This is a genomic window from Thioclava sp. GXIMD2076 (assembly GCF_037949795.1).
Classification (GTDB): domain Bacteria; phylum Pseudomonadota; class Alphaproteobacteria; order Rhodobacterales; family Rhodobacteraceae; genus Thioclava; species Thioclava kandeliae.
Genome location: NZ_CP149933.1, coordinates 191421 through 214261 on the forward strand (window position 1 = coordinate 191421; position 22841 = coordinate 214261).

General features: G+C 64.1%; 22 protein-coding genes. 8 read left to right on the forward strand and 14 right to left on the reverse strand.

The window, feature by feature from the left end; translation table 11 throughout:
* The first annotated feature begins 77 nt into the window (after positions 1-77).
* The 4 genes from WDB91_RS14805 to WDB91_RS14820 all read left to right on the forward strand — a co-directional run bounded on the left by WDB91_RS14805 (position 78) and on the right by WDB91_RS14820 (position 3226).
* Positions 78-1367: an amidase gene (locus tag WDB91_RS14805; protein WP_339114969.1), complete on the forward strand. Its 1290-nt coding sequence runs from the start codon at positions 78-80 to the stop codon at positions 1365-1367.
* 35 nt (positions 1368-1402) lie between these two features.
* On the forward strand, positions 1403-1936 hold the full coding sequence (locus tag WDB91_RS14810) for a flavin reductase (protein WP_339114970.1): 534 nt from the start codon (positions 1403-1405) through the stop codon (positions 1934-1936).
* Positions 1933-2508, forward strand: coding sequence for a 3,4-dihydroxy-2-butanone-4-phosphate synthase (locus WDB91_RS14815; protein WP_339114971.1), 576 nt, complete (start codon positions 1933-1935; stop codon positions 2506-2508). The genes WDB91_RS14810 and WDB91_RS14815 overlap by 4 nt, the downstream gene beginning before the upstream one ends.
* 61 nt (positions 2509-2569) lie before the next feature.
* Positions 2570-3226, forward strand: coding sequence for an aspartate/glutamate racemase family protein (locus tag WDB91_RS14820; RefSeq protein ID WP_339114972.1), 657 nt, complete (start codon positions 2570-2572; stop codon positions 3224-3226).
* Here the strand turns inward: WDB91_RS14820 and WDB91_RS14825 are convergent.
* The 5 genes from WDB91_RS14825 to WDB91_RS14845 form a co-directional block, all read right to left on the reverse strand.
* On the reverse strand, positions 3212-4207 hold the full coding sequence (locus WDB91_RS14825; RefSeq protein WP_339114973.1) for an ABC transporter ATP-binding protein: 996 nt from the start codon (positions 4205-4207) through the stop codon (positions 3212-3214). The genes WDB91_RS14820 and WDB91_RS14825 overlap by 15 nt on opposite strands.
* The gene (locus WDB91_RS14830) at positions 4204-5277 is read right to left on the reverse strand and encodes an ABC transporter ATP-binding protein (protein WP_339114974.1); all 1074 of its coding nucleotides are present in this window, start codon (positions 5275-5277) and stop codon (positions 4204-4206) included. Before WDB91_RS14830 ends, WDB91_RS14825 begins: the two co-directional genes overlap by 4 nt.
* Positions 5264-6151 carry an ABC transporter permease gene (locus WDB91_RS14835; protein WP_339114975.1) on the reverse strand — a complete coding sequence of 296 codons (888 nt, stop codon included), beginning with the start codon at positions 6149-6151 and terminating at the stop codon, positions 5264-5266. Before WDB91_RS14835 ends, WDB91_RS14830 begins: the two co-directional genes overlap by 14 nt.
* Positions 6152-6154: 3 nt before the next feature.
* Positions 6155-7108 (reverse strand): ABC transporter permease, encoded by a 954-nt coding sequence (locus tag WDB91_RS14840; RefSeq protein ID WP_339114976.1) that lies wholly within the window; start codon positions 7106-7108, stop codon positions 6155-6157.
* Positions 7109-7186: 78 nt separating this feature from the next.
* Complete coding sequence (locus tag WDB91_RS14845) at positions 7187-8740, reverse strand: ABC transporter substrate-binding protein (RefSeq protein ID WP_339115103.1); 1554 nt, start codon at positions 8738-8740, stop codon at positions 7187-7189.
* A gap of 497 nt (positions 8741-9237) precedes the next feature.
* On the opposite strand from WDB91_RS14845, the gene WDB91_RS14850 reads away from it, so the two are divergent.
* A complete protein-coding gene (locus WDB91_RS14850) occupies positions 9238-9483 on the forward strand; it encodes a hypothetical protein (protein WP_339114977.1) in 246 nt (81 codons plus the stop codon).
* Positions 9483-10889 (forward strand): amidase, encoded by a 1407-nt coding sequence (locus WDB91_RS14855; RefSeq protein ID WP_339114978.1) that lies wholly within the window; start codon positions 9483-9485, stop codon positions 10887-10889. The genes WDB91_RS14850 and WDB91_RS14855 overlap by 1 nt, the downstream gene beginning before the upstream one ends.
* 113 nt (positions 10890-11002) lie before the next feature.
* Here WDB91_RS14855 and WDB91_RS14860 read toward each other — a convergent pair whose 3' ends face one another.
* Both WDB91_RS14860 and WDB91_RS14865 read right to left on the reverse strand, forming a co-directional pair.
* Complete coding sequence (locus WDB91_RS14860; protein WP_339114979.1) at positions 11003-11779, reverse strand: sulfite exporter TauE/SafE family protein; 777 nt, start codon at positions 11777-11779, stop codon at positions 11003-11005.
* A gap of 73 nt (positions 11780-11852) precedes the next feature.
* Complete coding sequence (locus tag WDB91_RS14865) at positions 11853-12812, reverse strand: DMT family transporter (RefSeq protein ID WP_339114980.1); 960 nt, start codon at positions 12810-12812, stop codon at positions 11853-11855.
* A 126-nt stretch (positions 12813-12938) separates the two neighbouring features.
* Between WDB91_RS14865 and WDB91_RS14870 the strand changes: the two genes are divergently transcribed.
* On the forward strand, positions 12939-13427 hold the full coding sequence (locus WDB91_RS14870) for an Lrp/AsnC family transcriptional regulator (RefSeq protein WP_339114981.1): 489 nt from the start codon (positions 12939-12941) through the stop codon (positions 13425-13427).
* Here WDB91_RS14870 and WDB91_RS14875 read toward each other — a convergent pair.
* Together WDB91_RS14875 and WDB91_RS14880 are read right to left on the reverse strand one after the other, a co-directional pair.
* The gene (locus WDB91_RS14875) at positions 13424-14335 is read right to left on the reverse strand and encodes an alpha/beta hydrolase (protein WP_339114982.1); all 912 of its coding nucleotides are present in this window, start codon (positions 14333-14335) and stop codon (positions 13424-13426) included. The two genes, WDB91_RS14870 and WDB91_RS14875, sit on opposite strands and share 4 nt — an antisense overlap.
* Before the next feature lie 68 nt (positions 14336-14403).
* Positions 14404-15849 (reverse strand): PLP-dependent aminotransferase family protein, encoded by a 1446-nt coding sequence (locus WDB91_RS14880; protein ID WP_339114983.1) that lies wholly within the window; start codon positions 15847-15849, stop codon positions 14404-14406.
* Positions 15850-15909: 60 nt separating this feature from the next.
* Here WDB91_RS14880 and WDB91_RS14885 point away from each other — a divergent pair, with 60 nt between their 5' ends.
* Positions 15910-16560: a pyridoxamine 5'-phosphate oxidase family protein gene (locus WDB91_RS14885; protein ID WP_339114984.1), complete on the forward strand. Its 651-nt coding sequence runs from the start codon at positions 15910-15912 to the stop codon at positions 16558-16560.
* A 67-nt stretch (positions 16561-16627) separates the two neighbouring features.
* Here WDB91_RS14885 and WDB91_RS14890 read toward each other — a convergent pair whose 3' ends face one another.
* The 5 genes from WDB91_RS14890 to araD form a co-directional block, all read right to left on the reverse strand.
* On the reverse strand, positions 16628-17338 hold the full coding sequence (locus WDB91_RS14890; protein ID WP_339114985.1) for a ribonuclease activity regulator RraA: 711 nt from the start codon (positions 17336-17338) through the stop codon (positions 16628-16630).
* 25 nt (positions 17339-17363) lie between these two features.
* Entirely contained in the window at positions 17364-18404 is a 1041-nt protein-coding gene (locus tag WDB91_RS14895; protein ID WP_339114986.1) for an SMP-30/gluconolactonase/LRE family protein, read from the reverse strand.
* 74 nt (positions 18405-18478) lie between these two features.
* Positions 18479-20008, reverse strand: coding sequence for an aldehyde dehydrogenase (NADP(+)) (locus tag WDB91_RS14900; protein ID WP_339114987.1), 1530 nt, complete (start codon positions 20006-20008; stop codon positions 18479-18481).
* Positions 20009-20033: 25 nt separating this feature from the next.
* Entirely contained in the window at positions 20034-20933 is a 900-nt protein-coding gene (locus WDB91_RS14905) for a dihydrodipicolinate synthase family protein (RefSeq protein WP_339114988.1), read from the reverse strand.
* Positions 20934-20943: 10 nt separating this feature from the next.
* Positions 20944-22683, reverse strand: a complete 1740-nt coding sequence (gene araD / locus WDB91_RS14910; protein WP_339114989.1) for an L-arabinonate dehydratase — start codon at positions 22681-22683, stop codon at positions 20944-20946.
* Between the last annotated feature and the right edge of the window lie 158 nt (positions 22684-22841).

Sequence of the window (22841 nt, forward strand, 5' to 3'; positions counted from 1 at the left end):
CAGCGCTGACAAATGGTCGTTCCCGCATACCGTGCCCGACGTGGTTCACTGGCTCCACGCTTTGGAGGAAATGTCCCATGTCCCGAGACCCGTTGAGCCTGATGACCGTAACCGAAGATGTGGCAAGCGGATCGCGTCTGATCCGCGATATCGCCGAGGATTGTCTTGATCTGATCTCGCTGGGCGAGCCGCGGATCGGGGCATTCTCACATCTGTCACCCGCCGATATCCGGCGCGAGGCGGACCGGCTGGATGGCGCGCCCAAAGGTCCGTTGAGCGGCCTGACGGTCGCTGTGAAGGATGTGATTGCCACGAAGGATATGCCCACGGGCTTTGCCAATGCCCGCTACGAAGGAGTGCGGACGGGGTGGGATGCGCCTTGCGTCGATGTGCTCCGGCAGGCGGGCGCGCTGATTCTCGGCAAGACGGTCACCACCGAATTCGCCGCCACCGCCCGCGGCGGCAAGACCCGTGATCCGCGCGATCCCGCGCGTTCTCCGGGTGGCTCGTCCTCGGGGTCGGCCGCGGCGGTTGCGGCAGGGTTCTGTTCGGTGGCCATCGGCACACAGACCGGCGGCTCGACCATCCGGCCCGCCTCCTATTGCGGGGTCTGGGGCTGGAAGCCCTCGTGGCATGCCATCTCTCGCGAGGGGCTGAAGCAGTTCTCGGTCACGCTCGACACGGTCGGTTTCTACGCCCGCCATGCCGAGGATCTGGAGGCGCTGGCCGAGGTTTACCGCCTCGACCCCGCACCGCCCGTCTCCAGCCTCAGCGGACTACGGATCGGCCTGTGCAGGACACCCGTCTGGGACAGGGTCGACGCGCCCATGCGCGAGGCATTGGACGAGGCGGCCAAGCGGTTACGGCTGGAAGGGGCGGAGGTGATCTCCTTCGAGCTGCCGCGCAGTTTCGACACGCTTCCCGCGACCCATGGCAAGATTCTCGCGCGCGAGGGTAGCACGTCTTTCCTCAACGAGGCGATGGCGCAGGGCGAGGCGCTGCACGAGCAGTTCCGCACGATGGTCGCGACCCGTGGCGGGCTGACTGCCGCCGAGCTGCGCCGCGCCTATACCGAGGCCGATACCGCCCGCGCCGTCTTTGACGAGATCATGGACGGGTTCGATGCGGTCATCGCCCCCTCCGCCACCGGCGAGCCGCCCCTCGGGCAGGCGCATACCGGTGATGCCATCATGAATTCCTTCTGGACGCTCCTGCATGTGCCGGTCGTGTCGGTGCCCGGTCTGCAATCTCCCGCCGGCCTGCCACTTGGCATCTCCTTCATCGGCCAGCGCTATACCGACCGCCGTCTGCTGAACATCGCCAGACTGGCGACCGAAGTGTTCCAGGCCGATCTCGCCTTTTCCTAAACCCCTCCCGAAGACATAAGACAGAAAGAACCGTAATGTCCGATTTGGCCGATAGTCCAGCCGCAACCGACCTGCCGATCATCGAGCTGGCCGACAAGCAATCCTTCCGTGACGGGATGTCCTGCCTTGTGGGGGCGGTCAATATCGTCACCACCGATGGTCCCGGAGGGCGCGCAGGCTTCACCGCGACCGCCGTCTGTTCGGTGACCGACGAGCCGCCGACGCTTCTGGTCTGCGTGAACCGCTCCAGCTCGGCCGCCCCCGCCTTCCTGCAAAACGACAGTATCTGCGTCAACACGGTCGGCCCGAAACATGCCGAGATCGCCATGCTCTTCGGCGGCAAGACCCCGATGCAGGAGCGCTTTGCCGATGTGGCATGGCGCAAGAGTGCCAGGACCGGCGCGCCGGTCCTCGACGAGACAGTCGCGACCTTCGATTGCAAGGTCTCCGCCCGGCAGGTGGTGGGCACCCATGAGGTGATCTTCTGTCAGGTCGTCGAGGCGCGCTCGGATGCAACCTCTCCCGCTTCCGCCTATTTCGGGCGCAAATTCCACGAGTTGAGCGCATGATTATCACCGCACCTCCCGCCCCTGCAGGGCTCGCTGCCACTCGTGCATTGGCCGCCTCGCGCCCCGTGATCGTCACCGGCTGTCAGGGCGGGGCCTTCGTGCTGATTGCCGCGCATGACGCCGATGCAAACTGGATCAACATCATGGCCCGCGATGCGCGTGGCCTTGTGGGTATGGTGATGCCGCTCGGGCATGCGCAGGGTCTGGGGCTGGAGCTGCAGCCCCAACGCGGGGGCCGCAACGCGCCGCTCTATACCCAGTCGATCGAGGCGACTATCGGGATCTCCACGGGCATCTCGGCCAAGGACCGTGCCTGCACGATTGCGGCGGCCACAACCGGCGCGCCCGATGCGGTGGTCAGCCCGGGCCATGTCTTCCCGCAGGTGCCCAATGGCTGCGCGGACGGGCAGGCCGATATCGCGCTCCGTCTTCTGGGTGATGCGGGGCTCGCGCACTTGGGCGTGATCTGCACGATCCTCGATAGTAAGGGGCGCGATGCTGGGCCCGAGACCGTAGCCGCGCTGGCTGCGGATCTCGACGCCGAGATTATTGCTGCAAGCGACCTCATGTGATCTGGCATGCGGGGTTTCGGGCGGCTAGGCTGCTGGCCGAAACCCCTTCCGGAGCGCCCTCATGGACAAGCCGCTTGTTGTGATGATCAACCCCAACAGCTCGACTGTCACAACGGCCCGGATGGTTCATATCGGGCAGGGGATGCTCGGGGATCGGGCGATTGCCCTCGAGGGACGCACGGCCAGCACCGGCCCCGCGATGCTGACCACGCCGGAGACCCTCACCGCCTGCGAGGCACAGGTTCTGGCGATGGCCGAGGCGTTGCCGCCCCGTGCGGGGATCATCGTCTCGGCCTTTGGTGATCCGGCAATGGACAGGCTCCGCGCGCAGCATGATGGCCCCGTTACGGGGATCGGCGAGGCGAGTTTTCTGGAGGCGGGGCGTGACGGACGGCGTTTCGGGATTGCCACCACAACGCCCGCGCTCGATGCGGCCATCCGTGCGCGGGTTGCCGCCTCGGGAAGGGCCGCGCAGCTGAGCGGGATCAGCTATACCGGAGGCGATCCCTTTGTTCTGACCGCCGATCCGCAGGCGCTTTTTGAGGCCCTCAAACGCGCGGCCGAGGCGGAGGCGGCAAAGGGCGCGGAGGCGGTCATCATAGGCGGCGGACCCTTGGCGCAGGTGGCGCAGCGGCTGGAGGCCGAGACGGGGCTGCCGATCATTGCCCCGATCCCCGCTGCCATCCGCCACATGGTCCGCCTGCTAGCAGGCGGCTAGACCGCCGTCTGCCAGCACACAGGCCACGCGTCTGCGGGGGCCGAGCTCCACGACCGGCGGACGCGCGGCATGGCATTCGGCGCGCGCATGCGGACAGCGCGGCGCGAAGGAGCAGGCCGAGGGCCGCGCCTCGAGCGCGGGCGGTGCCCCCGGAATGGCATGGAGCCGCGTGCCCTTTTCCACATCATGCAGATTGGCCGCCAGCAGACCTTGGGTATAGGGATGGCGCGGGTTCTTGATGACCTCGAGCGTCGTGCCTTCCTCGACGATCTCGCCCGCATACATCACCGCGATCCGCTCGCTGACCTCGACCGCCACGCCGATATCATGGGTCACGAAAATCACGCCCATATCGAAATCGCGCTGCAATTCGCGCAACAGCAGCAGGATCTGGATCTGCACCGTGGCATCGAGCGCCGTGGTGGGCTCGTCGGCCAGAAGCAGTTTGGGGCGGCAGGCCAGTGCCAGCGCGATCATCACCCGCTGGCGCATCCCCCCCGACAGCTCATGAGGGTAGTTCGACATCCGCCGCTCGGGCGAGGGGATGCGCACGCGCTTGAGCATATCGAGCGCGATCTCGCGCGCCTCGGGTTTGGATACTTTCTTGTGGCGGCGCACGGCCTCGGCGATCTGCACGCCCACTGTGTAAACGGGGTCCAGCGCCAGGCCGGGGTCCTGGAAGATCATCGACACATCCTGCCCGCGGAAGGCTTGCAGCGCACGGCCCTTCAGCGCGCCCACATCCTGCCCGTTGACCGAGATCCCGCCCTCGATCTGGGTCCGCTTGGGCGGCAGAAGCTGCAAGAGCGTGCGCAGCGTCACCGATTTTCCCGATCCGGATTCCCCCAAAAGCGCCAGCGTCTCCCCCTGTTCGAGCCGTAAGCTGAGATCGGTGATCGCATGGATGGTCCTGTCGGTCCTGAAGCGCACATTCAGCGTCTCGATATCCACAAGCGCGGTCTTGTCCGCAAGATCCTTCATTCCGCAGCCTCCCATGTGCCGGCTTTCGAATGGCCCGAATGCACATCCAGCAGATGGCAGGCGGCCAGATGGTCGGGCGCGTCTTTCATCGGTGCCAGCGCGGGCACCTTTTTCGCGCAGATCGTCTCGGCAAAGGCGCAGCGCGTATGGAAGCGGCAGCCCGAGGGCGGGTTGATCGGATTGGGCGGATCGCCCGCAAGGGGCGGGGCCTCGGTGCGGTTTTCGGGATCCATCGAGGGCATCGCGGAAAACAGCGAGCGCGTATAGGGATGGGCCTGATTGGTATAGAGCCGGTCCACCGGCGCCACCTCGACCACCTCGCCCAGATACATCACCAGGACGCGGTCCGAGATATAGCGCACCACATTGAGGTCATGGCTGATGAAAATATAGGTCAGGCCCAGATCGCGCCGCAGATCCGAAAGGAGGTTGAGCACCTGCGCCTCGACCGATTTGTCGAGCGCCGAGACCGCCTCGTCGAGGATCACCAGACGCGGGGCCATCGCCAAGGCCCGCGCGATATTCACCCGCTGGCGCTGCCCGCCCGACAGTTCATGCGGATAGCGACCGGCAAAGCGCGCAGGGTCGAGCCCCACACGGTGCATCATCTCCTGCGCCTTGGACATCGGGTCCTTGATCCCCGCCTGACGCGCACCGAAAGCCACGCTATCGGCAATCGTCATGCGCGGATTGAGCGAGGCATAGCTGTCCTGGAACACCATCTGCACCCCGCGCCGCAGATCGCGCAGCGATAGCCCTTCGCCAAGGCCATCGCCATCGAAGGTGATCTCGCCCGCGTCCTTGGGCGTGAGGCCGATCAGGAGCCGCGCAGTGGTGGATTTGCCGCAACCGGATTCGCCCACGATGCCCAGCGTCTCGCCCTTGCGGACCTCGAAGGAGACGCCATCGACGGCTTGCACATGGGCTTGGGTCCGGCCGAGCACGCCGCCCTTGATCGGGAAATGCTTGCGCAGGTCCTTCACCGTCATCAGCGCCTGTTGCGGACCGCCACGGTCGGGTAGGGCATGCGGGTCGGTGCCCGTGTTTTCTACGAAATCAATCACGGACATTCATCGCACTCCTTAGCCCGTCGCTCAGCAGGTTCAGGCAGAGCGAGGTCACAAAGATCATGACGCCGGGCAGGGCCGAGAGCCACGGGTTGATATAGATGGCCGAGCGGAGCGTGTTCAGCATCAGCCCCCATTCGGCCTGCGGCGGCTTTACCCCGATCCCGAGGAACGACAGCCCCGCCGCGAGGATCATGCAGACGCTGGTCAGCGAGGTTGCGTAGACGAAGATTGGCGAGAGCACATTGCCCAGCACATGCACGCGGATCACGGTGAGCGCGCTGGCGCCCGTGGCGCGGGCCGCATCGATATAGTCGAGCGAGCGCACACCGGAGGTCACCGCTTCGGCCACACGGGTGATCGGCGGGATGAAAACGATGGTGAGCGAGACGAGGCTGTTTGTCACGCCCGCGCCCAGCGAGCCCGAGATGGCGATGGCCAAGAGCACCGAGGGGAAGGCAAAGAACACATCGACCACCCGCATGATGGCGGTGTTCACGCGCCCGCCCGCATAGCCTGCGGTCACCCCCAGAGCGCCACCTATGAAGAAGGCCAGCACCACCGGCACCAGCCCCATGAACAGCGAGAGCCGTCCGCCATAGATCAGGCGTGCCAGCATATCGCGGCCCTGTTCGTCGGTGCCAAGCAGATGGCCCTCGGTGCCGATGGGTTTGAGGCGTGCGATCATCGAACCTTTATACGGATCCTGCAGCCCCAGCCATGGCGCAAGCACTGCCGCGAGGATCAGCGCCAGAATGACGGCGAGGCAGACGACGGATACGGGATCACGGCGCAGGCGGCGCAGCACGCCCGCCCAGTAGCCATTGCCCTTGGTGGAGACGGGGGCGATATCGGAGGCGCTTTCGGCAAGGCTCATGGATCAGCCCCTTTTGATACGCGGGTCGATCGCGGCCTGCGCCACATCCACCACAAGGTTTGAAATCACGAAGAACATCGCCAGTACAAGGATGGTGCCCTGCAACAGCGGCAGATCCTGCTGGAAGATCGCGTTTGACAGAAGGAACCCCGAGCCCGGCCAGTTGAAGACAGTCTCGATCAGGATCGAGCCGCCCAAGAGCTGCGCGATCTGCAGGCCCATCACCGAGAGCGCGGTGGCGGCGGCATTGCGCGCCACATGGCACAGCACATCGCCACGGCTCATCCCCTTGGCATAGAGCGCCTGCACGAATTCCATCGACAGGATGTCACCGGCGAGCGCGCGGATGGTGCGTGCGATGATCCCGATCGGCACCACCGAGAGCGTGATGGCGGGCAGGATAAGATAGCGGATATGCTCGAAATCCCACGCCCAGTGCTGCGAGCCCCCGGGGCCTGCGCCAATTGCCGGCAGCCAGCCCAGCGTGACCGAGAAGATGATCACCAGCACGATCCCCAGCCAGTAATTGGGCACCGAGACACCGGCAATCGCGACCCCCGTCACCAGCCGGTCCACCCAAGTGTCGCGGAAATAACCCGCCGTGAAGCCCAGAATTGTGCCGATGGGAAAGGCGATGATCGCCGCCGCAACCGCCAGCAGGAGCGAGTTCTTCACCGCGCCGAAGACCTCGGAGGCCACGGGCCGTCCTGAGGCGATGGAATTGCCCATATCACCATGCACCAGCTTCGCCGCCCAGATCGCATATTGCACCGGAAGCGGCTTATCGAGCCCATAGGCAGCGCGCATCGCGGCCTGTTCCTCGGCTGTGGCCTCTGCCGGCATGATCGAGGTCAGCGGGTCACCCGGCGCGATCTGCACCAGAAGGAAACAGATCACCGACACACCGAAGGCCACGGGGATCACAAGCAAAAGCCTGCGGAGGATATAGCTGAACATGGCTGGGGTCTTTCATTAGGAAAGCCTTGGCAAAACACGCAAAGGCAGTGCCGCGCCCCCGCAGGGGCGCGGCATCGGTCAGGCCGATTTCATGGTGATGCTGGAGAAGTTCTGGAACCAGTTCTGCGCCTGCACGAAGCCCGTCACCGTGGGTTTCATCGCGCGGGGGGCCACATCATGGGCCACCATCAGGAACAGCGCCTCGTTGACGAATTTCTCATGCGTCTTGCGCAGCACATCATCCTGCGCGGCACTGTCGAAGGTGGTGCGGATCTCGGAGAAGAGCGCATCCATCTCGGGGTCGCTATAATGGCCCCAATTGGTGCCGTTGGGCGCGATCAGTGCCGAGGACAGGTGACGGATCAGACCGGTGAAGGGGTCTTGGGTGAAATAGCTGAAATTGATCGACTGCGCTCCCTGACAGCCCGGATCGGCAGCACCCGCCCGCCACAGGTTGATCATCTGGTTCCACTCGACCACGACAAACTCGACATCGATCCCCACATCCGCGAGGTTCTGCTGCATATATTCGTTCATCGGCAAGGGCAGCATCTGGCCCGAGCCCGAGGGCGAGATCAGCGCCTTCAGCTTCACGCGGTTGGTGTCATCGAAGCCCGCCTCTTTCAGGAGCGCCTTGGCCGCCTCGGGGTCGTATTTCACCTCGAAGGTCGGGTTGCCGAACCATTGCGAGGAGGGCGGCAGGAAGCCCTTGGCCTCGATCATCAGCCCACCCAGAAGCTGCTTCAGCCCTGCGCGGTCGATGGCGAGGTTGGCGGCCTTGCGCACACGGATATCGTTCCACGGGCTGTTCTCGAGGCGCGAGAGGTGCCATGTCCAGTTATGCGGGTAGGCGTTCGAGGAAACGGTGAAACCATTGGCCTGCATCGCGGGGATCGTGTCGGGCGAGGGCGCCTCGATCCAGTCGACCTGCCCCGACATCAGCGCCGCCGAGCGGGCATTCGGCTCGGGCAGCGGGATCAGGATCAGCTTATCGAGCTGGGCCATGCGGGTATTGTCCCAGTAATCGGGGTTCGGCACCAGCTCGGCGCGTTCGCGGGGCGCGAAACTTGCCAGCTTCCACGGGCCCGTGCCCGAGGGCTGATAGGCGACCTTTTCCCAGTCCTTGCCCTGCGCTTCCCAGTTTGCGGGCGACGAATAGACGATCCATGCCAGCTGGTAGGGCAGGGTCGCGTCGGGTTCCTTGGTGGTGATCTCCACCGTCATCGGGTCGATGACCTTATAGCTCGCAACAGCCGGAATCCGCGATTTGCCCTGTGCCGATTGGCGCGGATCATATTGCGCGCACTCGCTATCCAGAAGCTTGTCGAGGTTCCACACGACCGCATCGGCGTTGAACTCGGACCCGTCATGGAATTTCACGCCCTCGCGCAGCTTGAAGGTCCATTTGGTCTTGTCGGTATCGTCGGTCGTCCATTCGGTCGCCAGACCCGGGATCAGGCCCGAGGGCTTGTCGGCCGAGGTCAGGTCCCAGTTGATCAGTGCATCATAGACCGTATAGCCCATGAAGCGCATGCCTTCGCCGCCCTGATCGGTCTGGCCGGTGGTCAGCGGAATATCCGCCGCCGTCATCCCGATGCGCAGCGTCCCGCCACCGCCTGCCGTCTGGGCCATAACGGCTCCGGTCCAGGGCGCCACGGCAGAAAGCGCCAGCGCGGAACCGGCGAGTTTCAAAAGGGAACGACGTTTAAGCAAGGGAATCTTCCTCTCTGTTGACGGGCCGATAGTGCCCGATCGAAGCGTGGCTTCTTTGATTGCCGGATGCGCGCGGCGCGGACCGGATGGGGCGGGTCAATTGGGCTGACCTTCTGCAAGCACGCTAAGCGGGCTTGTGATCGGGCGGGAAGGGATGGAGCGGCCAAAACGCGGGATAGCCTTCAGCTGCCTGTTGCTTACGCATGGATTTGATCAAACGATTAATTTTAAGTCATCATCATGCGGGAAAAGCGCGAATCCACTTTGCGCTCGACATCTGGCACCGCTACAATCAGGGTTCTTGCAAGGATGAGATTTTCTCATTTGTATCAGCAGGTTCACCACGAGAGGGTGGGGGGCGCAGATGCGCTTTCCTGTCAGTCCCCCAGTCTGTCAGGCTCCCAGAAGGATAGACAATGCCCCAGACTGCCGCTCCCCCACCCGAAGATATGTCCCGAGATGAGGCTCTGCGGCGTGAGTATGAAACAGCCCTCGCGCTCCATAAGTTTGTCATCGAGCCCGAGCGGGACGCCGTGATGTTCGAAAGCTTCAAAGCCTATCGCGCGCTGATGGCCCGCCTCGATGCCGCCCTTCCGCAGCACCTCGAACCGGGCCCCGTCTGGACGCCTGCACCTGTGGTCGCATCCGTGGAGAAGGCATAATGACCAACACCACCCTGACGCGGCTTCCCGAGGCGATGCCCGATCTCACGCAGGCCTCGGCCGATCTGCAGGCGCGCCGGATCTCGGCGGTCGAGCTGCTGGAGCAAGCGCTTGGCCGGATCGGGGCGCTGGACTCCAAGCTGCATGCCTTCATCGCGCTGGCCGAGCCGCGCGCCCGGGCCGCAGCTCTCAATGCCGATCTGCGGATCGCGCGGGGCGAGGCGGGGCCGCTGACCGGCATCCCCTATGCGCTCAAGGATATCTACGATGTGGCGGGGATGCGCACGACCGCACATTCCAAACTGCGTCTCGATCATATGGCGGAAGAGAATAGTGATGCCGCCGACCGGCTTGATGCGGCAGGTATGGTGTTTCTGGGCAAGCTCTCGACCCATGAATTCGCGCGTGGCGGTCCGACCGATCTGCTGCCTTTCCCCAATGCGAAGAATGCCTGGAATACCGGGCATTTTGCGGGTGGCTCGTCCTCGGGCTCGGGGGTTGCGGTGGCCTCGGGCATGGTGGGCCTCGCGATGGGCACCGATACCGGCGGCTCGATCCGGCTGCCTGCGGCCTGCAACGGGATCGTGGGGCTGAAGCCCACCTATGGCCGCCTCTCGCGGCGCGGGATCGTGCCGCTGTCGTTCAGTATGGACCATGCCGGCCCGCTGACCCGCACCGTGGCCGATTGCGCGCTTGCAATGCAGGCGCTTGCGGGCCACGACGCAAATGATGCGGCCTCGAGCCGCCAGCCGGTGCCCGATTACAGCGCCGGTCTGTCGGGCGATCTGAAAGGGCTGACCATCGGTCGTGCCCGCGAATTCGACGCGCTGGCCGGTGTGGGACCGGAACAAATGGCGGCGCTTGACGCGGTGGAGGCCGTGCTCGAGGCACTTGGCGCGCGGATCATCGAGGTCAGCCTGCCCGAACGCGAGCTTCTGGATGCGATGACATGGGCGATCATTCAGGCCGAAGGCGTGTCGATCCATGGCAAGGATCTGCGCGAGCGTCCCGAGGAGTATGGCCGCACCACCCGCGAGCGGTTGATGATGGGCGCCTTTGCCACCGGCGGTCACTATGTCACCGCCCAGCGGCTGCGCCCGATCCTGAGCGCCGAGGTGACCAAGGTGCTCACCGGCGCGGATGCGATCCTGTGTTCGCCGATGGGCGGGCCTGCGCCTCTTGTCGCGGAGGTCGATGACCTGCCGTGGCGCAAACAGGCTCCGCTGACCAGTGCTTTCAACGGCACGGGCCATCCCGCGCTTGTGCTGCCTGCGGGCTTTGGTGCAAACGGATTGCCGCTTTCGGCCCAATTCGTGGGGCGGCCTTTCGACGAGGCGATGCTCCTGCGGATCGGCCATGCTTATGAGCAGATGGCAGGCTGGGTTGCCAAACGTCCCGCTTATTGAGGGGGCGGCGCGCACCGCTGCATCGTGATCCAGATACCGGCCACATCAAGACCGGACCCGGCAACGCCTGAGGGGCGGCTTCAGGACGGCAGTAAATTGTTTGCGCCTTTGGCTCAGAACGAGCTCCAGCTTTCGTAAAGCATATAGGCTGCCACCACGAAAATCAGGGACGCGAAGACCGATGTCAGCGCGCCCTTGCCCGATAACCTGCGCGCAAGGCCGGTGCCTGCCAGCCCCCCGATGACGCCGCCCGCGATGAAGGTGGCTGCGATCCCCCATGCAACAAGTCCGGATGCCGCGTAATTGAGCGCCGTGGTCAGACCGAAGGCGGTCACCGCCACGAGGCTCGTGCCGACCGCATTGATCACCGGCATCTGGGTTGCGGCCATCAGCCCCGGAACGATCAGAAAGCCGCCGCCGATCCCGAAAATGCCGGAAAACGCGCCAGTGCCCAGACCGTATCCCGCGACCTTGGCCACATTGTGTCGCCCGCATTGGGCACCGGCCAGGCCCTCGGCCTTGCGGTTTTTCAGCATCAACACACCCACCACGATCATCACCAGCGCGAAGAGAAAAAGAAGCTGGTGGCCGTTGACGGATTTGCCGAAACTCGATCCGCCGAACGCGCCCAGAATCCCCGCGCCTGCATAGATCATACCGCAGCGCCATTTGACGGTATGGGCACGGGCATGGAGAGCCAGATTGGCTGCGGAGCTCACCGCCACCGCCAATGCCGAGGTGCCGATCGCCACATGCGGGTTCGCGACGCCCGCCACATAGACCATCAATGGCACGGCAAGGATCGAGCCGCCGCCGCCTACAAGGCCCAGCACAAGTCCGACCAGCGCGCCCGACAGCCCTCCAAGCGCATAATGGAATAGGTCATACATGGGTAACTCGCTCCGGCTATGGCGTTTTCTCCTCAATAGGCAAAGGCATGACCGGAGACGGTGACATTGTCACCTAGCTTTTGCATCGGTCCATCACAGGGGGGTGAGAAGAGCCGCTGCGTCCTGCGGTGCGGGCGGCCAGCGCCATGCCGCAAAAAACCATCGTAAGCCCCGCGAGGAAGATGCCCGACAGATGGTTTGACAGGAGGAGCACCGATGCCGCGATCCCGATCAGCGGCACGCCCAGCGTGAAATTCGACATCGCGAACGCCGAGATCCGGCGCCCATATTCGGCGGCGACCACAAAGCAGAGCGAGGTGGCGACAGGGCCGATGAAGACCAGCATAGCAGCCAGTTCACCGCTCCAGTGGATGCGGGAGGAAGGACCTTCGATCATGAGGGCCGCCCCGCCGAGGCACAGCGTGGCCAGCGCCATCTGCCATGGCGCGAGCGACAGGGCAGAGCCCTGCCATTTGTGGCGTTTCACATGCAAGATGACCCCCGACCATGCGACGGCTCCGACCAGCAGGAAGCCCGCGCCCATAAAGGCACCGGGCTGGCTCCAATCGGTCTCGAGTGGCGAGCAGACCAGCGCGATCCCGAAAAGCCCCAGCGCAAGCGCCAGCATCTGCCCGCGGTCGGGACGCTGGCCAAAGGCTGCCCAACCCAGAAGCAGCGTCCAGAGCGGGGTTGTATAGGCCAGAAGCACCGCATGGCTTGTGTCGGTGACCGTCATCGCGATCATGCCCAGACCGGTGAAGGTGGTCATCTGTAAGAGCCCCATGCTGAGCACGATCGGAAGATCGGCGCGTGCGGGCAGTTTCAGCCCGCCTTTCAGCGCGACGAAGGCAAACAGGCACAATGCCGCCGAGCCGAACCGGAACGCGGCCAGCCAGAGCGGCGGAATCTGCATCAGCGCGATCTGGGTGGCGGGCCAGCTGAGCCCCCATAAAAGCACCATCACCGACAGAACGGTGCCGGTGCGGGCCATCGGATGGGTGTGGAAAAACCGGGGAGCGGCGAGGGTAAGCATGCTGTGTCTCGAATGGATCTGTCTGCCCCCATTCTTGCGGAACCCGCGCGGTGAAATGCGTCTTTGTTTTCGGATTTTGCGATGCTATCGGTAAATCTGACCCGAATTGCGCCAGTGAGAGAAAAGTTGAACCGGAAACCCGCCGATCTGGACCAGGCCAGCCTGCGCATTCTAGATGCGCTGCAGCAAGATAGCGAACTCAGCAATGCCGAGCTGGCCGAGCGCGCCCATCTATCGGCCTCGCCCTGCTGGCGGCGGGTGGCGGAGATGCGCGAGAAAGGCGTGATCCGTGGCTCGGTGGCGCTGGTCGATCCGGTCAGCCTCGGGCTGATGGTCAATGTCTTCGTGCATGTGACGCTGGAGAAGCAGGAGAAGAAGACGCTGAAGACCTTCACCGATGCGATCCGCGACCGGCCCGAGATCATGGAGTGCTACCTGATGACCGGTTCGGAGGATTTCATGCTGCGGGTCGTGGTGGAGGATCTCTTCCGCTATCAGGATCTGGTGATGAATTTCCTCACCCAGATCCCCGGTGTCGCGAATATCCGGTCGAGCTTCGCGCTCGACCAGGTGAAATATACCACGGCCCTGCCAACCAGCCACCTCAGGGATTAATCCCCGCGCCGCAATGTCTCGCAGAAGAACCGCGTGACGCGGGCGATGATGTCCGGCTGATACCAGGGGCTGTCGCCATGCCCCGCGCCTTCGACCAGAAGATAGTGCGCCGCGACCCCGTGCGATCCGAGCGCACGGTAGAGCTTGGCGCTCTGTTCGGGCGAGACCAGCCGGTCGGCGCTTCCATGCAGGATCAGAAAGGGCGGGGAATGGGGGCCGACATGACCGATGGGGCTGGCCGCGCGGGTCTTTTCGGGGGTGTCGTGCACGGTGGCACCGAGTGACGGGCCGAAAGCGGGGCCATTGACGATCAGCGCCTCCGTCACCGCGGGCGAGGCATGGCTTGCGGCCGCCTCTGGCGGCAGTCCCGCGCCGATATCCGACAGGTCCGAGATCCCGTAAAGCGTGACGGCAGCCTGCACGTCCGAGGGCTGGTCGAGATAGTCGCCGCGTTCATACTCCGCGCCGGTCACGGTCGCGGCCAGCTGCGCCATATAGCCGCCCGCACTGTCGCCCATCACGCCGATGCGGGAGGGATCGATCCCGAACGTCTCGGCATGGGCGCGCAGGAAGCGGATCGCGGCTTTCGCATCCTCGGCCTGAGCCGGAAAAACATCGGGCACAGTGCGGTATTCTGCCGCTGCCACCACGAAGCCAGCCTGCGCCAGCGCCATACGCATCTGCAAATATTTGTCGTGATCGGCGCTGGTGAAGCCACCGCCCGGAAAATAGAGAATGGCGGGGCGGTTTCGGGCCTCAGCCTCGCGGATGACCGACATCCGCAACTGGCGGAAGCCTCTGGCATGTTTGATCTGCGCATAGTGTATGCCCGAAGTCATTTCGATCCTCGGGCTATCGCCTGCGACCTTGATCACTTCCGCGCCTCGGGTATATCCGTGCAGATCCATCCTGAACCCCTTCTTCATGTTCGGGAGAGTAGATAAGGGTGTGGGCGCGCACGGAAAGGACGTGCAGGTCACAAGCCGTTGAGAGAGGCTGCCCGAAGGATATGGCCCAGACGGATTGCGGCCTCCGACAGGGTGTCCTCATCGAAGCCGGCATAGCCCAGAAGCAATCCTGAAAGAGGATCAGGCAGCTGGCAATGCGTGGACAGCGCGCCGATTGCCAGGCCTTGGCCGGTGGCCTCGGCGCAGATCGCGCGGTCGGTTACGACCTTGGCCAATGCCGGTTTCAGGGGCACACATAGATGCATTCCACCCATATCGAGGGCCAGTTCCACAAGATCGGCCACCGGAGCCAGCGCGGCCAGAAGATGCGCCTGCCTACGGGCATAGACCCTGCGCATCCGCCGCAGATGGGCACCGAACTCGCCCGATTGCATCAGCCGTGCCAGCGCGGGTTGCGGCGTGAGCGAGGCCTGTGCGCCAAGACGGCCCAGATGGGCGCGGGCCTCGGGCACCCGCGCCTCCGGCAGGACCATATAGCCCAGCCGCATCTGCGCGTTGAGGAGTTTCGAGAAGCTACCCAGATAGACCACCCTTTTGCCATCCAGCCCCGCCAGCGTGGGCAGGGGCTGGCCCCGATAGCGGAACTCGCTGTCGTAATCATCCTCGATGACCAGCCCGCCACTGCGCTGAGCCCAGTCCAGAAGGGCCATCCTGCGCGGCAGGCCGAGGCTGCGCCCCGTCGGGTAATGGCGCGAGGGGGTCACGATGACCGCGCGGGCCTGCGGCGGGATCAGGCGGCTGTCGAAGCCCTCGGCATCAATGCGGCAGGGCAGGGGGCGGCTGCCGGCGGCGATGAGCGCATGGCGCATCCGCGGCCAACCGGGGTCTTCTATGGCGGCGCAGGTTTCCTCGGGCAGGAGCCCGCGGAAGATGATCTCGAAAGCCTCGCGCGCGCCCGAGGTGATCACCACCTGTTCGGGGCGGCAGGCGAGCTGGCGCCATGCGCCCAGATGATCGGCAATCGCCGCGCGCAGGGGAAACCAGCCGAACGGATCGGGCCGCGCCAGAAGGGCGGGCTCGGGGTTGCGCCAGGATTGGTCCAGATGGCGCGCCCATTGCGTATGGGGCATCAGCGACAGATCGGGGAGCGAGGTCTGGAAAGGAGGCCATGCACGGGGTGCGGGAGGCTGTGGCGGCGCGGGCACCTCGACGCGCGCCAGATGCGGCAGATCCTGCGCCACAAAGGTTCCCGCACCGCGCCGTGTCACCAGATAGCCTTCGGCCACCAGCTGGTCATAGACCATCTGCACCGTCATCCGCGAGACCGACAGCTCGGCCGCCAGCACACGGCTGGCAGGCAGCCTGAGCCCGCAATATTGCGCAGAGCCCAACACCTTGCGCCGCAGCCCGTCCATAAGCTGGCTCTGAAGCGTGTCGCGGGCGGCGGCATCAAGGCTCAGCCCGAACAGGTCGCGCTGCAAATTGGACTGGTGTGAATTGTCTGAATTGGTCATTTATCTATAACCAATAGGCGGCGAGAAGGACTGGTGCAAGTAGCAGGTTGGACCAATACCATGTCAGAGACCCTCCCCGTCACCGACCGCACCCGCCTGCGGCGCAGCCATACCCGCGGGCATTTCGACCGCGAGACGGTCAATGCCATCCTCGATGCGCAGCCGATGTGTTCGGTGGGCTATGTGATCGACGGCAAGCCGTTTGTGACGCCCACGCTCCAATGGCGCGAGGGCAACCATATCTATTGGCACGGCTCTGCGGCTTCGCGGGCGCTGAAAAATTCGCGCGATATGGAGGTCTGTCTCAATGTGGCCATTCTGGACGGGTTCGTAATGGCGCGCTCGGGCATGCACCATTCGGTCAACTCGCGCTCGGTCACGCTTTATGGCCGCGCCTTCAAGGTCGAGGATGATACCGAGAAACACCGCAAGCTGGGCAATTTCGTCAACAGCCTCTTCCCCGGACGCTATGACATCCTGCGCCCCGACCATGCGCAGGATCTGAAAGCCACCATGGTTCTGGGGATGGAGATTACCGAGGCCAGCGCCAAGATCCGCACCGGCGCTCCGGTCGACGAGGAGGCCGATTACGATCTGCCGATCTGGGCGGGTGTCATTCCGGTCCATATCCAGGTGGGGGAGCCGATCCCTGACCCGCGCAACCGCGAGGGGGTGGAAATGCCCGACCATGTCCGCGATTTTACCCTGTAAAACAAAGACACCCCCCTACATCCAAGGAGATGCAGGGGGGCTAAGGCACTAAAACGTAAGGGGCGTTTTAGCGACCGTTCTTCTCGCGCCAGACCTTGAAATCGGCCTGATGCTGATCCTTGGTGCAGGGATAGAGACCGATGATCGTCTCGCCCTCTTTCACACGCTCGACCACGAAATCCTCATAGGCGGTCATCTCGACGGCCTCATCGGCAATCTCGTCGGCGATATCTGCGGGGATCACGATGACGCAATCCGCATCACCCACGATGATGTCGCCCGGGAAGACCGGCGCATCGCCGCAGCCGATCGGCTCGTTGATGCCGATTGCCTCGTTATTGGTGAGGTTGGTCGGGCTCGAGGGGCGGGTGTGATAGGCCGCGATCTCGAGATCCGCGATCGTGGCCGCGTCACGGAAGCCGCCATCGGTGACTACGCCGACGCCACCGCGCATCATCAGGCGGGTGATCAGGATGTCACCGGCCGAGGCTGCAGCGGCCTGCTTGCGGCTATCCATCACCAGAACCGATCCGGGAGGGCAGCTTTCGATGGCGACGCGCTGCGGGTGATCGGCGTTGCGGAAGCAGGTGATCGGGTTGCGGTCCTCGCGCGCGGGCATGTAGCGCAGGGTGAAGGCGGGCCCCACCATGTTCTTGCCCTTCCAGCCGACCGGATGCACGCCCTGGATGACCTGATTGCGCAGGCCGCGCTTGAAAAGCGCCGTGGCAAGGGTGGCCACCGAGACGCCCATCAGTTTCTCACGGGTTTCTTCTTTCATGATTGGGTTCCTTTCCGGAAGATGCTTAAAGCGGTTGGGCCGACCGTGTATTCACGTAGACGGCGTAGATCGAATGGCTCGAGGCCATGAACAGGCGGTTGCCGTATGTGCCGCCGAAACAGAGATTGGCGCAGCGTTCGGGCAGGTGGATATGGCCGATGGGCTTGCCTGAGGGGTTGAAGACCATCACCCCGTCCTGTGCTTCCGAATTGCCACCCTCGCCTCCGGTGCTGCCCCAGCCGCACCACAGGTTTCCATCCTCGTCACAGGCGATGCCATCCAGCGCCCCTGCGGTGGGTGCGGTGATATGGAGCCGCTTGTTTGCAAGCGTTCCGTCCTGAAGGTCATAGGCCCAGACAAGACGATCCGGCTTGGCACGGCCCTCGACGATATAGACAACCGTGCCTCCCGGCGCGAAGGTGATGCCGTTGGGGCCCTGCAGATCGGAGAGTGCGAGGCTGAGGGAGCCGTCGGGCGCAATCCGGTAGACGCCGTGATGGGGTTGTTCCTGCTCGGCCTTCTCGCCCTCGTAGTAATTCGAGATCTGGAACGGCGGGTCGGTAAACCAGACACTGCCATCGGCGCTCACGGCCAGATCATTGGGCGAATTGAGTTTCTTGCCCTCGTAACTGTCTGCCAGAACTGTGATCGTGCCGTCATGCTCGGTGCGGGTCACGCGACGCATACCGCCTTCGCAGGTGATCAGCCGTCCTTCGAGATCGCGCGCATTGCCATTCGACCAGCCGGAAGGCTGACGGAATGTCGAGGCCTGCCCGGTGACCTCGTCCCAGCGGATCAGTCGGTTATTGGGAATATCGCTGACCAGAAGATAGCGCCCGTCAGCCACCCAGACGGGGCCTTCCATCCAGCCGAAGCCGGTCGCCAGACGTTCGACGGACGAATTGAAAATACGGTATTTGGAAAATTCGGGGTCGAGGATCTCGACTGCCGGATCCGGATAACGCAGCGACGGGCTCCAGTCGCCGGCAAATGCGCGGCTTGTCATCAGCGTTGCCGCAAGGCTCAGGCCTCCGGTCAGGGCCGTTCTACGGGTAGGGTGGGTCATCCTTGCTCCTCCTCAGGTTCGGATGATGGTGCGGGGCGGCGTGGCTCCTCCTCTACGCCGCCCCGCAAGAGATCTCAGAGGTCCAGATCTTCGGGCAGGACGCCCTCGGGGATGTTCTGGAAGCAGACAGGGCGCAGGAAGCGGCGGATCGACATCGTGCCCACCGAGGTTGCGCCGAAATTGGTCGAGGCCGGATAGGGGCCGCCATGGACCATCGCATCGCAGACCTCGACGCCGGTCGGGAAGCCGTTCGCCATGACACGGCCCGCCTTGCGCTCGAGGATCGGCAGCAGACGGCGGCCGAGGGTGGCATCGCCCGCATCAAGCTGCATGGTCGCGGTCAGTTGCCCCTCGAAGCCGCGGGCAAGGCCCAGCATCTCCTCGGCGCTATCCACGCGCACCACCAGACCCAGCGGCCCGAAGACCTCTTCGCCAAGCGCGTGATCCTGCAGATAGGTCTCGGCATCGGTCTCGAAGAGAAGGGGCTTGGCTTCGCGGCCCGCATTCTCGTTCTCGACCAGCGGACGCACGGCATTGCGGCCCTCGAAGCGCGACTGGCCATCGCGATAGGCTTTGGCGATGCCTTCGGTCAGCATGATCTGCGGGCCGACTTCCTTCAGCGCCTTGACGGCAGCGGCGACAAACGCATCGCCATCAGCGCCCTTTTCCACCACGGCAATACCGGGATTGGTGCAGAACTGGCCCGCGCCCATGGTGAGCGAGCCCGCCCAGCCGGTGCCGATCGCCTCGCCACGGGCTTTTGCGGCCTCGGGCAGGACGAACATCGGGTTGACCGAGCCCAGCTCGCCGAAGAAGGGGATCGGCTCGGGACGTTGGGCGCAGAGGTCAAAGAGCGCACGGCCCCCACCAAGCGAGCCGGTGAAGCCCACGGCCTTGATGTCGGGATGCTGCACCAGCGCCGAGCCCACCTGACGGTTGCCGCCCTGGATCAGGCTGAAGACGCCCTTGGGCAGGCCACATTTCTCGACGGCGGCTAGGATCGCCTCTGCGATGATCTCGCCGGTGCCCGGATGCGCCGAGTGGCCCTTGACCACGACGGGGCAGCCTGCGGCCAGTGCCGCGGCAGTGTCCCCACCTGCGGTCGAGAATGCCAGCGGGAAGTTCGAGGCGCCGAAGACGGCCACCGGACCGATCGGACGCTGGATCAGGCGCAGATCGGGGCGCGGCAGCGGCTGGCGGTCGGGCAGGGCCTTATCGTGGCGGATATCGAGATAGTCGCCCTTGCGGATATGCTCGGCAAACATCTTCAGCTGGCCAGTGGTCCGGCCCCGCTCGCCCTCGAGGCGGCCTGCGGGCAGCCCGGTTTCCTGCGTGCCGATCTCGGTAACCGCATCACCGCGTGCATTGATCTCGTCGGCGATGGTGTCGAGGAACGTGGCGCGCTCCTCGCGGGTCAGATAGGCATAGGTCCAGAACGCCTCTTCGGCGGCTTTGCAGGCCTGATCGACCAGCTCGACGGTGCCGGTGCTGAACTCATGCGCAGGGCCGTGGGCCGGCTCGGAAGTGAAAGTGTTTTCGGTGGCGACCCACTCGCCCGCGATCAGGTGGCGGCCATGGGGTTTGAAGACTGCTTGTCCGTCCATTGGAATTCTCCTTTGGTGGCTAGAGTTAAAGAAGGCCGTTGGCGTTGAGGAAGCCACGCATCTTGGCCTGTTGTGTCTCGGTCAGGGGCCATGCGGAGGGCGCGCGGGTCGGGCCGCAATCGCGCCCCAGAGCCTGCAGCGCCGCCTTCACGCCCGTGACATTGGTCCCGTTCAGTTCTTCGGCACGGATGTCCTCGAAGGGCTTCATCTCGTTGATCAGCGCATTGGCCTTGGGGTAATCGCCTGCCTCCAAAGCGGCATGGATCGCCATCGAGCGCTCGGGCCAGATATTGATGAGCCCGGAGGTGAAGCCGCGGGCCCCGAGCGCATAGAGCGGCGGTGCCCAGACTTCGGCCAAACCGCAGACCCATGTGATCGACGGATCGCAGGCCTCGATGGCCGCGGCCATCTTCATCGGGTTGGGCGTGGCCCATTTCACACCCTTCACGCCCGGCAGGTCGCACAGCGCCTTGATGCCATCGGTGCCGATCGCATCATTGCGCAGATAGAGCATCAGGGGAAGCCCGCCCGAGGCCTCCGAGACCTGACGCACATAGTCCACCGTGCCGCGTGGCGAGACGAACGGGTCTGGCGGCTGGTGCACCATCAGCGCCGAGGCGCCTGCCTTGGCGGAGGCTTCGGCCAGACGGCAGGCATCCTTGATCCCGCGCCCCACGCCCGCCAGAAGCGGTGCGCGGTCGCCGATCAGCTGGGATACCTCGGCCACCATGGTGCAGGCCTCGTCGGTGGTCAGCGCGTAGAACTCGCCGGTATTGCCGTTGACGACCGGCATGTGCACACCTGCCTCCAGCGCCCGATCGAGTATCGGTTCAAGTTTGGCGGGCGCGATGTCGCCCTTGTCATCGTAGGGGGTCACGAGAATCCCCGAGATCCCGCCCAGAGCTTTGTCCAGATCGTGTTTCATGGGTGACTCCTCAGAAGATATCCGGCTCGGGCGCGGTGGCACCGAAATCGCGTTGCAGATAGTCGAAATCGCAGCCCTTATCGGCCTGGGTCACATGTTTGGAGAACATATAGCCATAACCGCGCTCGTAGCGGGGAGCGGGCGGGGTCCATTCGGCACGGCGACGGGCGATCTCTTCCTCGTCCACCAGCATATCGAGGCGGCGGTTCTCCAGATCCATCCGCACGATATCGCCGGTCTTCAGCAGCGCCAACGGACCGCCGACATAGGATTCGGGCGCCACATGCAGCACGCAGGCGCCATAGGAGGTGCCCGACATCCGCGCATCCGAGATCCGCAGCATATCGCGGTGGCCCTGTTTGATCAGCGCCTTGGGGATCGGCAGCATGCCCCATTCGGGGAAGCCCGGTCCGCCCAGAGGGCCTGCATTGCGCAGCACCATGACCGTGTCGGGGGTCACCTCGAGGTTCTCGTCATCGACGGCTTTCTTCATTTCGGGGTAGCTGTCGAAGACCAGCGCCGGACCTTCATGATGATAATATTTCGGATCGCAGGCCGCGGGCTTGATCACCGCACCATCGGGGCAGAGATTGCCGCGCAGGACGGCCAGCGAGCCTTCTTTGTAGACGGGGTTCGACAGCGGACGGATCACATCGTCATTATAGACCTGCGCGCCCTCGAGATTCTCGCCCATCGTCTTGCCGGTGACGGTCATGGCCGAGCAGTCGAGACGGTCCTCCATCTGTTTCATCAAGGCGCGCAGACCGCCGGCATAGAAGAAATCTTCCATCAGATAGTCCTTGCCCGAGGGGCGGACATTGGCGATGAGCGGCGTGTTCCGCCCCAGCGCATCCAGATCGTCGAGCGTCAGATCGACGCCCGCGCGGCGCGCCATCGCGATCAGGTGCACCACGGCATTGGTCGAGCAGCCGGTGGCCATTGCGATGATGGCTGCGTTGCGCACGGACCCTTCGGTGATGATCTGGTCGGGCGTCAGGTCTTCCCAGACCATGTCCACGATGCGGCGCCCACAATCGGCCCCCATGCGCTGGTGATTGGAATCGACCGCCGGAATGGAAGAGGCGCCGGGCAGGGTGAGGCCCATCGCATCGGTGATCGCCGTCATGGTCGAGGCGGTGCCCATGGTCATGCAGGTCCCGGCCGAGCGCGCGATGCCACCCTGAATGCCGAGCCATTCCTGATCCGAGATATTGCCGGCGCGGCGCTCGTCCCAGTATTTCCATGCATCCGAACCGGAGCCCAGGATCTTGCCCGCGTAATTGCCGCGCAGCATGGGGCCGGCGGGCAGATAGATCATCGGCACACCTGCGGTGATGGCGCCCATCACGAGGCCGGGCGTGGTTTTATCACAGCCGCCCATCAGCACGACGCCATCAAGCGGATGCGCGCGGATCTGCTCCTCGGTCTCGATAGCCAGAAGGTTGCGATAGAGCATCGAGGTCGGTTTGTTGAACGATTCGTCCACCGAGAGCGAGGGCATCTCGACGGGGAACCCGCCCGCCTGCAGCACGCCGCGTTTCACATCCACCACGCGTTCCTTGAAATGCGAGTGGCAGGAATTCAGCTCGGACCAGGTGTTCAGAATGCCGATGATGGGCTTGCCGCGAAACTCCTCCTCCGAGTAGCCCAGCTGCATCATCCGCGAACGGTGGCCAAAGCTGCGCAGATCGTCCGGCCCGAACCAGCGCGACGAACGTAGGTCATCCGGTGACTTCTTGCGAGTCGACATGAGTATCCTCCAATCCTCCTATTTGAGGTTATGTATGCGCATACATTTGACGATGTCAATCAAATTGGGCGATAATTTATTGACGGATAGATTGCTGGATTCAGATGCTTGACAGGATGGGGGGAAATATGATGAAGCTATATGTATGCGTATACATA

Coding starts and splice junctions, on each gene's coding strand:
- WDB91_RS14810 (WP_339114970.1), top strand. CDS start 1,403: ATGTCCGATTTGGCCGATAGTCCAGCCGCAACCGACCTGCCGATCATC.
- WDB91_RS14860 (WP_339114979.1), bottom strand. CDS start 11,779: ATGTATGACCTATTCCATTATGCGCTTGGAGGGCTGTCGGGCGCGCTG.
- WDB91_RS14895 (WP_339114986.1), bottom strand. CDS start 18,404: ATGACCCACCCTACCCGTAGAACGGCCCTGACCGGAGGCCTGAGCCTT.
- WDB91_RS14850 (WP_339114977.1), top strand. CDS start 9,238: ATGCCCCAGACTGCCGCTCCCCCACCCGAAGATATGTCCCGAGATGAG.
- WDB91_RS14840 (WP_339114976.1), bottom strand. CDS start 7,108: ATGTTCAGCTATATCCTCCGCAGGCTTTTGCTTGTGATCCCCGTGGCC.
- WDB91_RS14865 (WP_339114980.1), bottom strand. CDS start 12,812: ATGCTTACCCTCGCCGCTCCCCGGTTTTTCCACACCCATCCGATGGCC.
- WDB91_RS14845 (WP_339115103.1), bottom strand. CDS start 8,740: ATGGCCCAGACGGCAGGCGGTGGCGGGACGCTGCGCATCGGGATGACG.
- WDB91_RS14885 (WP_339114984.1), top strand. CDS start 15,910: ATGTCAGAGACCCTCCCCGTCACCGACCGCACCCGCCTGCGGCGCAGC.
- WDB91_RS14890 (WP_339114985.1), bottom strand. CDS start 17,338: ATGAAAGAAGAAACCCGTGAGAAACTGATGGGCGTCTCGGTGGCCACC.
- WDB91_RS14880 (WP_339114983.1), bottom strand. CDS start 15,849: ATGACCAATTCAGACAATTCACACCAGTCCAATTTGCAGCGCGACCTG.
- WDB91_RS14900 (WP_339114987.1), bottom strand. CDS start 20,008: ATGGACGGACAAGCAGTCTTCAAACCCCATGGCCGCCACCTGATCGCG.
- WDB91_RS14820 (WP_339114972.1), top strand. CDS start 2,570: ATGGACAAGCCGCTTGTTGTGATGATCAACCCCAACAGCTCGACTGTC.
- WDB91_RS14875 (WP_339114982.1), bottom strand. CDS start 14,335: ATGGATCTGCACGGATATACCCGAGGCGCGGAAGTGATCAAGGTCGCA.
- WDB91_RS14815 (WP_339114971.1), top strand. CDS start 1,933: ATGATTATCACCGCACCTCCCGCCCCTGCAGGGCTCGCTGCCACTCGT.
- WDB91_RS14855 (WP_339114978.1), top strand. CDS start 9,483: ATGACCAACACCACCCTGACGCGGCTTCCCGAGGCGATGCCCGATCTC.
- araD (WP_339114989.1), bottom strand. CDS start 22,683: ATGTCGACTCGCAAGAAGTCACCGGATGACCTACGTTCGTCGCGCTGG.
- WDB91_RS14825 (WP_339114973.1), bottom strand. CDS start 4,207: ATGAAGGATCTTGCGGACAAGACCGCGCTTGTGGATATCGAGACGCTG.
- WDB91_RS14805 (WP_339114969.1), top strand. CDS start 78: ATGTCCCGAGACCCGTTGAGCCTGATGACCGTAACCGAAGATGTGGCA.
- WDB91_RS14830 (WP_339114974.1), bottom strand. CDS start 5,277: ATGTCCGTGATTGATTTCGTAGAAAACACGGGCACCGACCCGCATGCC.
- WDB91_RS14835 (WP_339114975.1), bottom strand. CDS start 6,151: ATGAGCCTTGCCGAAAGCGCCTCCGATATCGCCCCCGTCTCCACCAAG.
- WDB91_RS14905 (WP_339114988.1), bottom strand. CDS start 20,933: ATGAAACACGATCTGGACAAAGCTCTGGGCGGGATCTCGGGGATTCTC.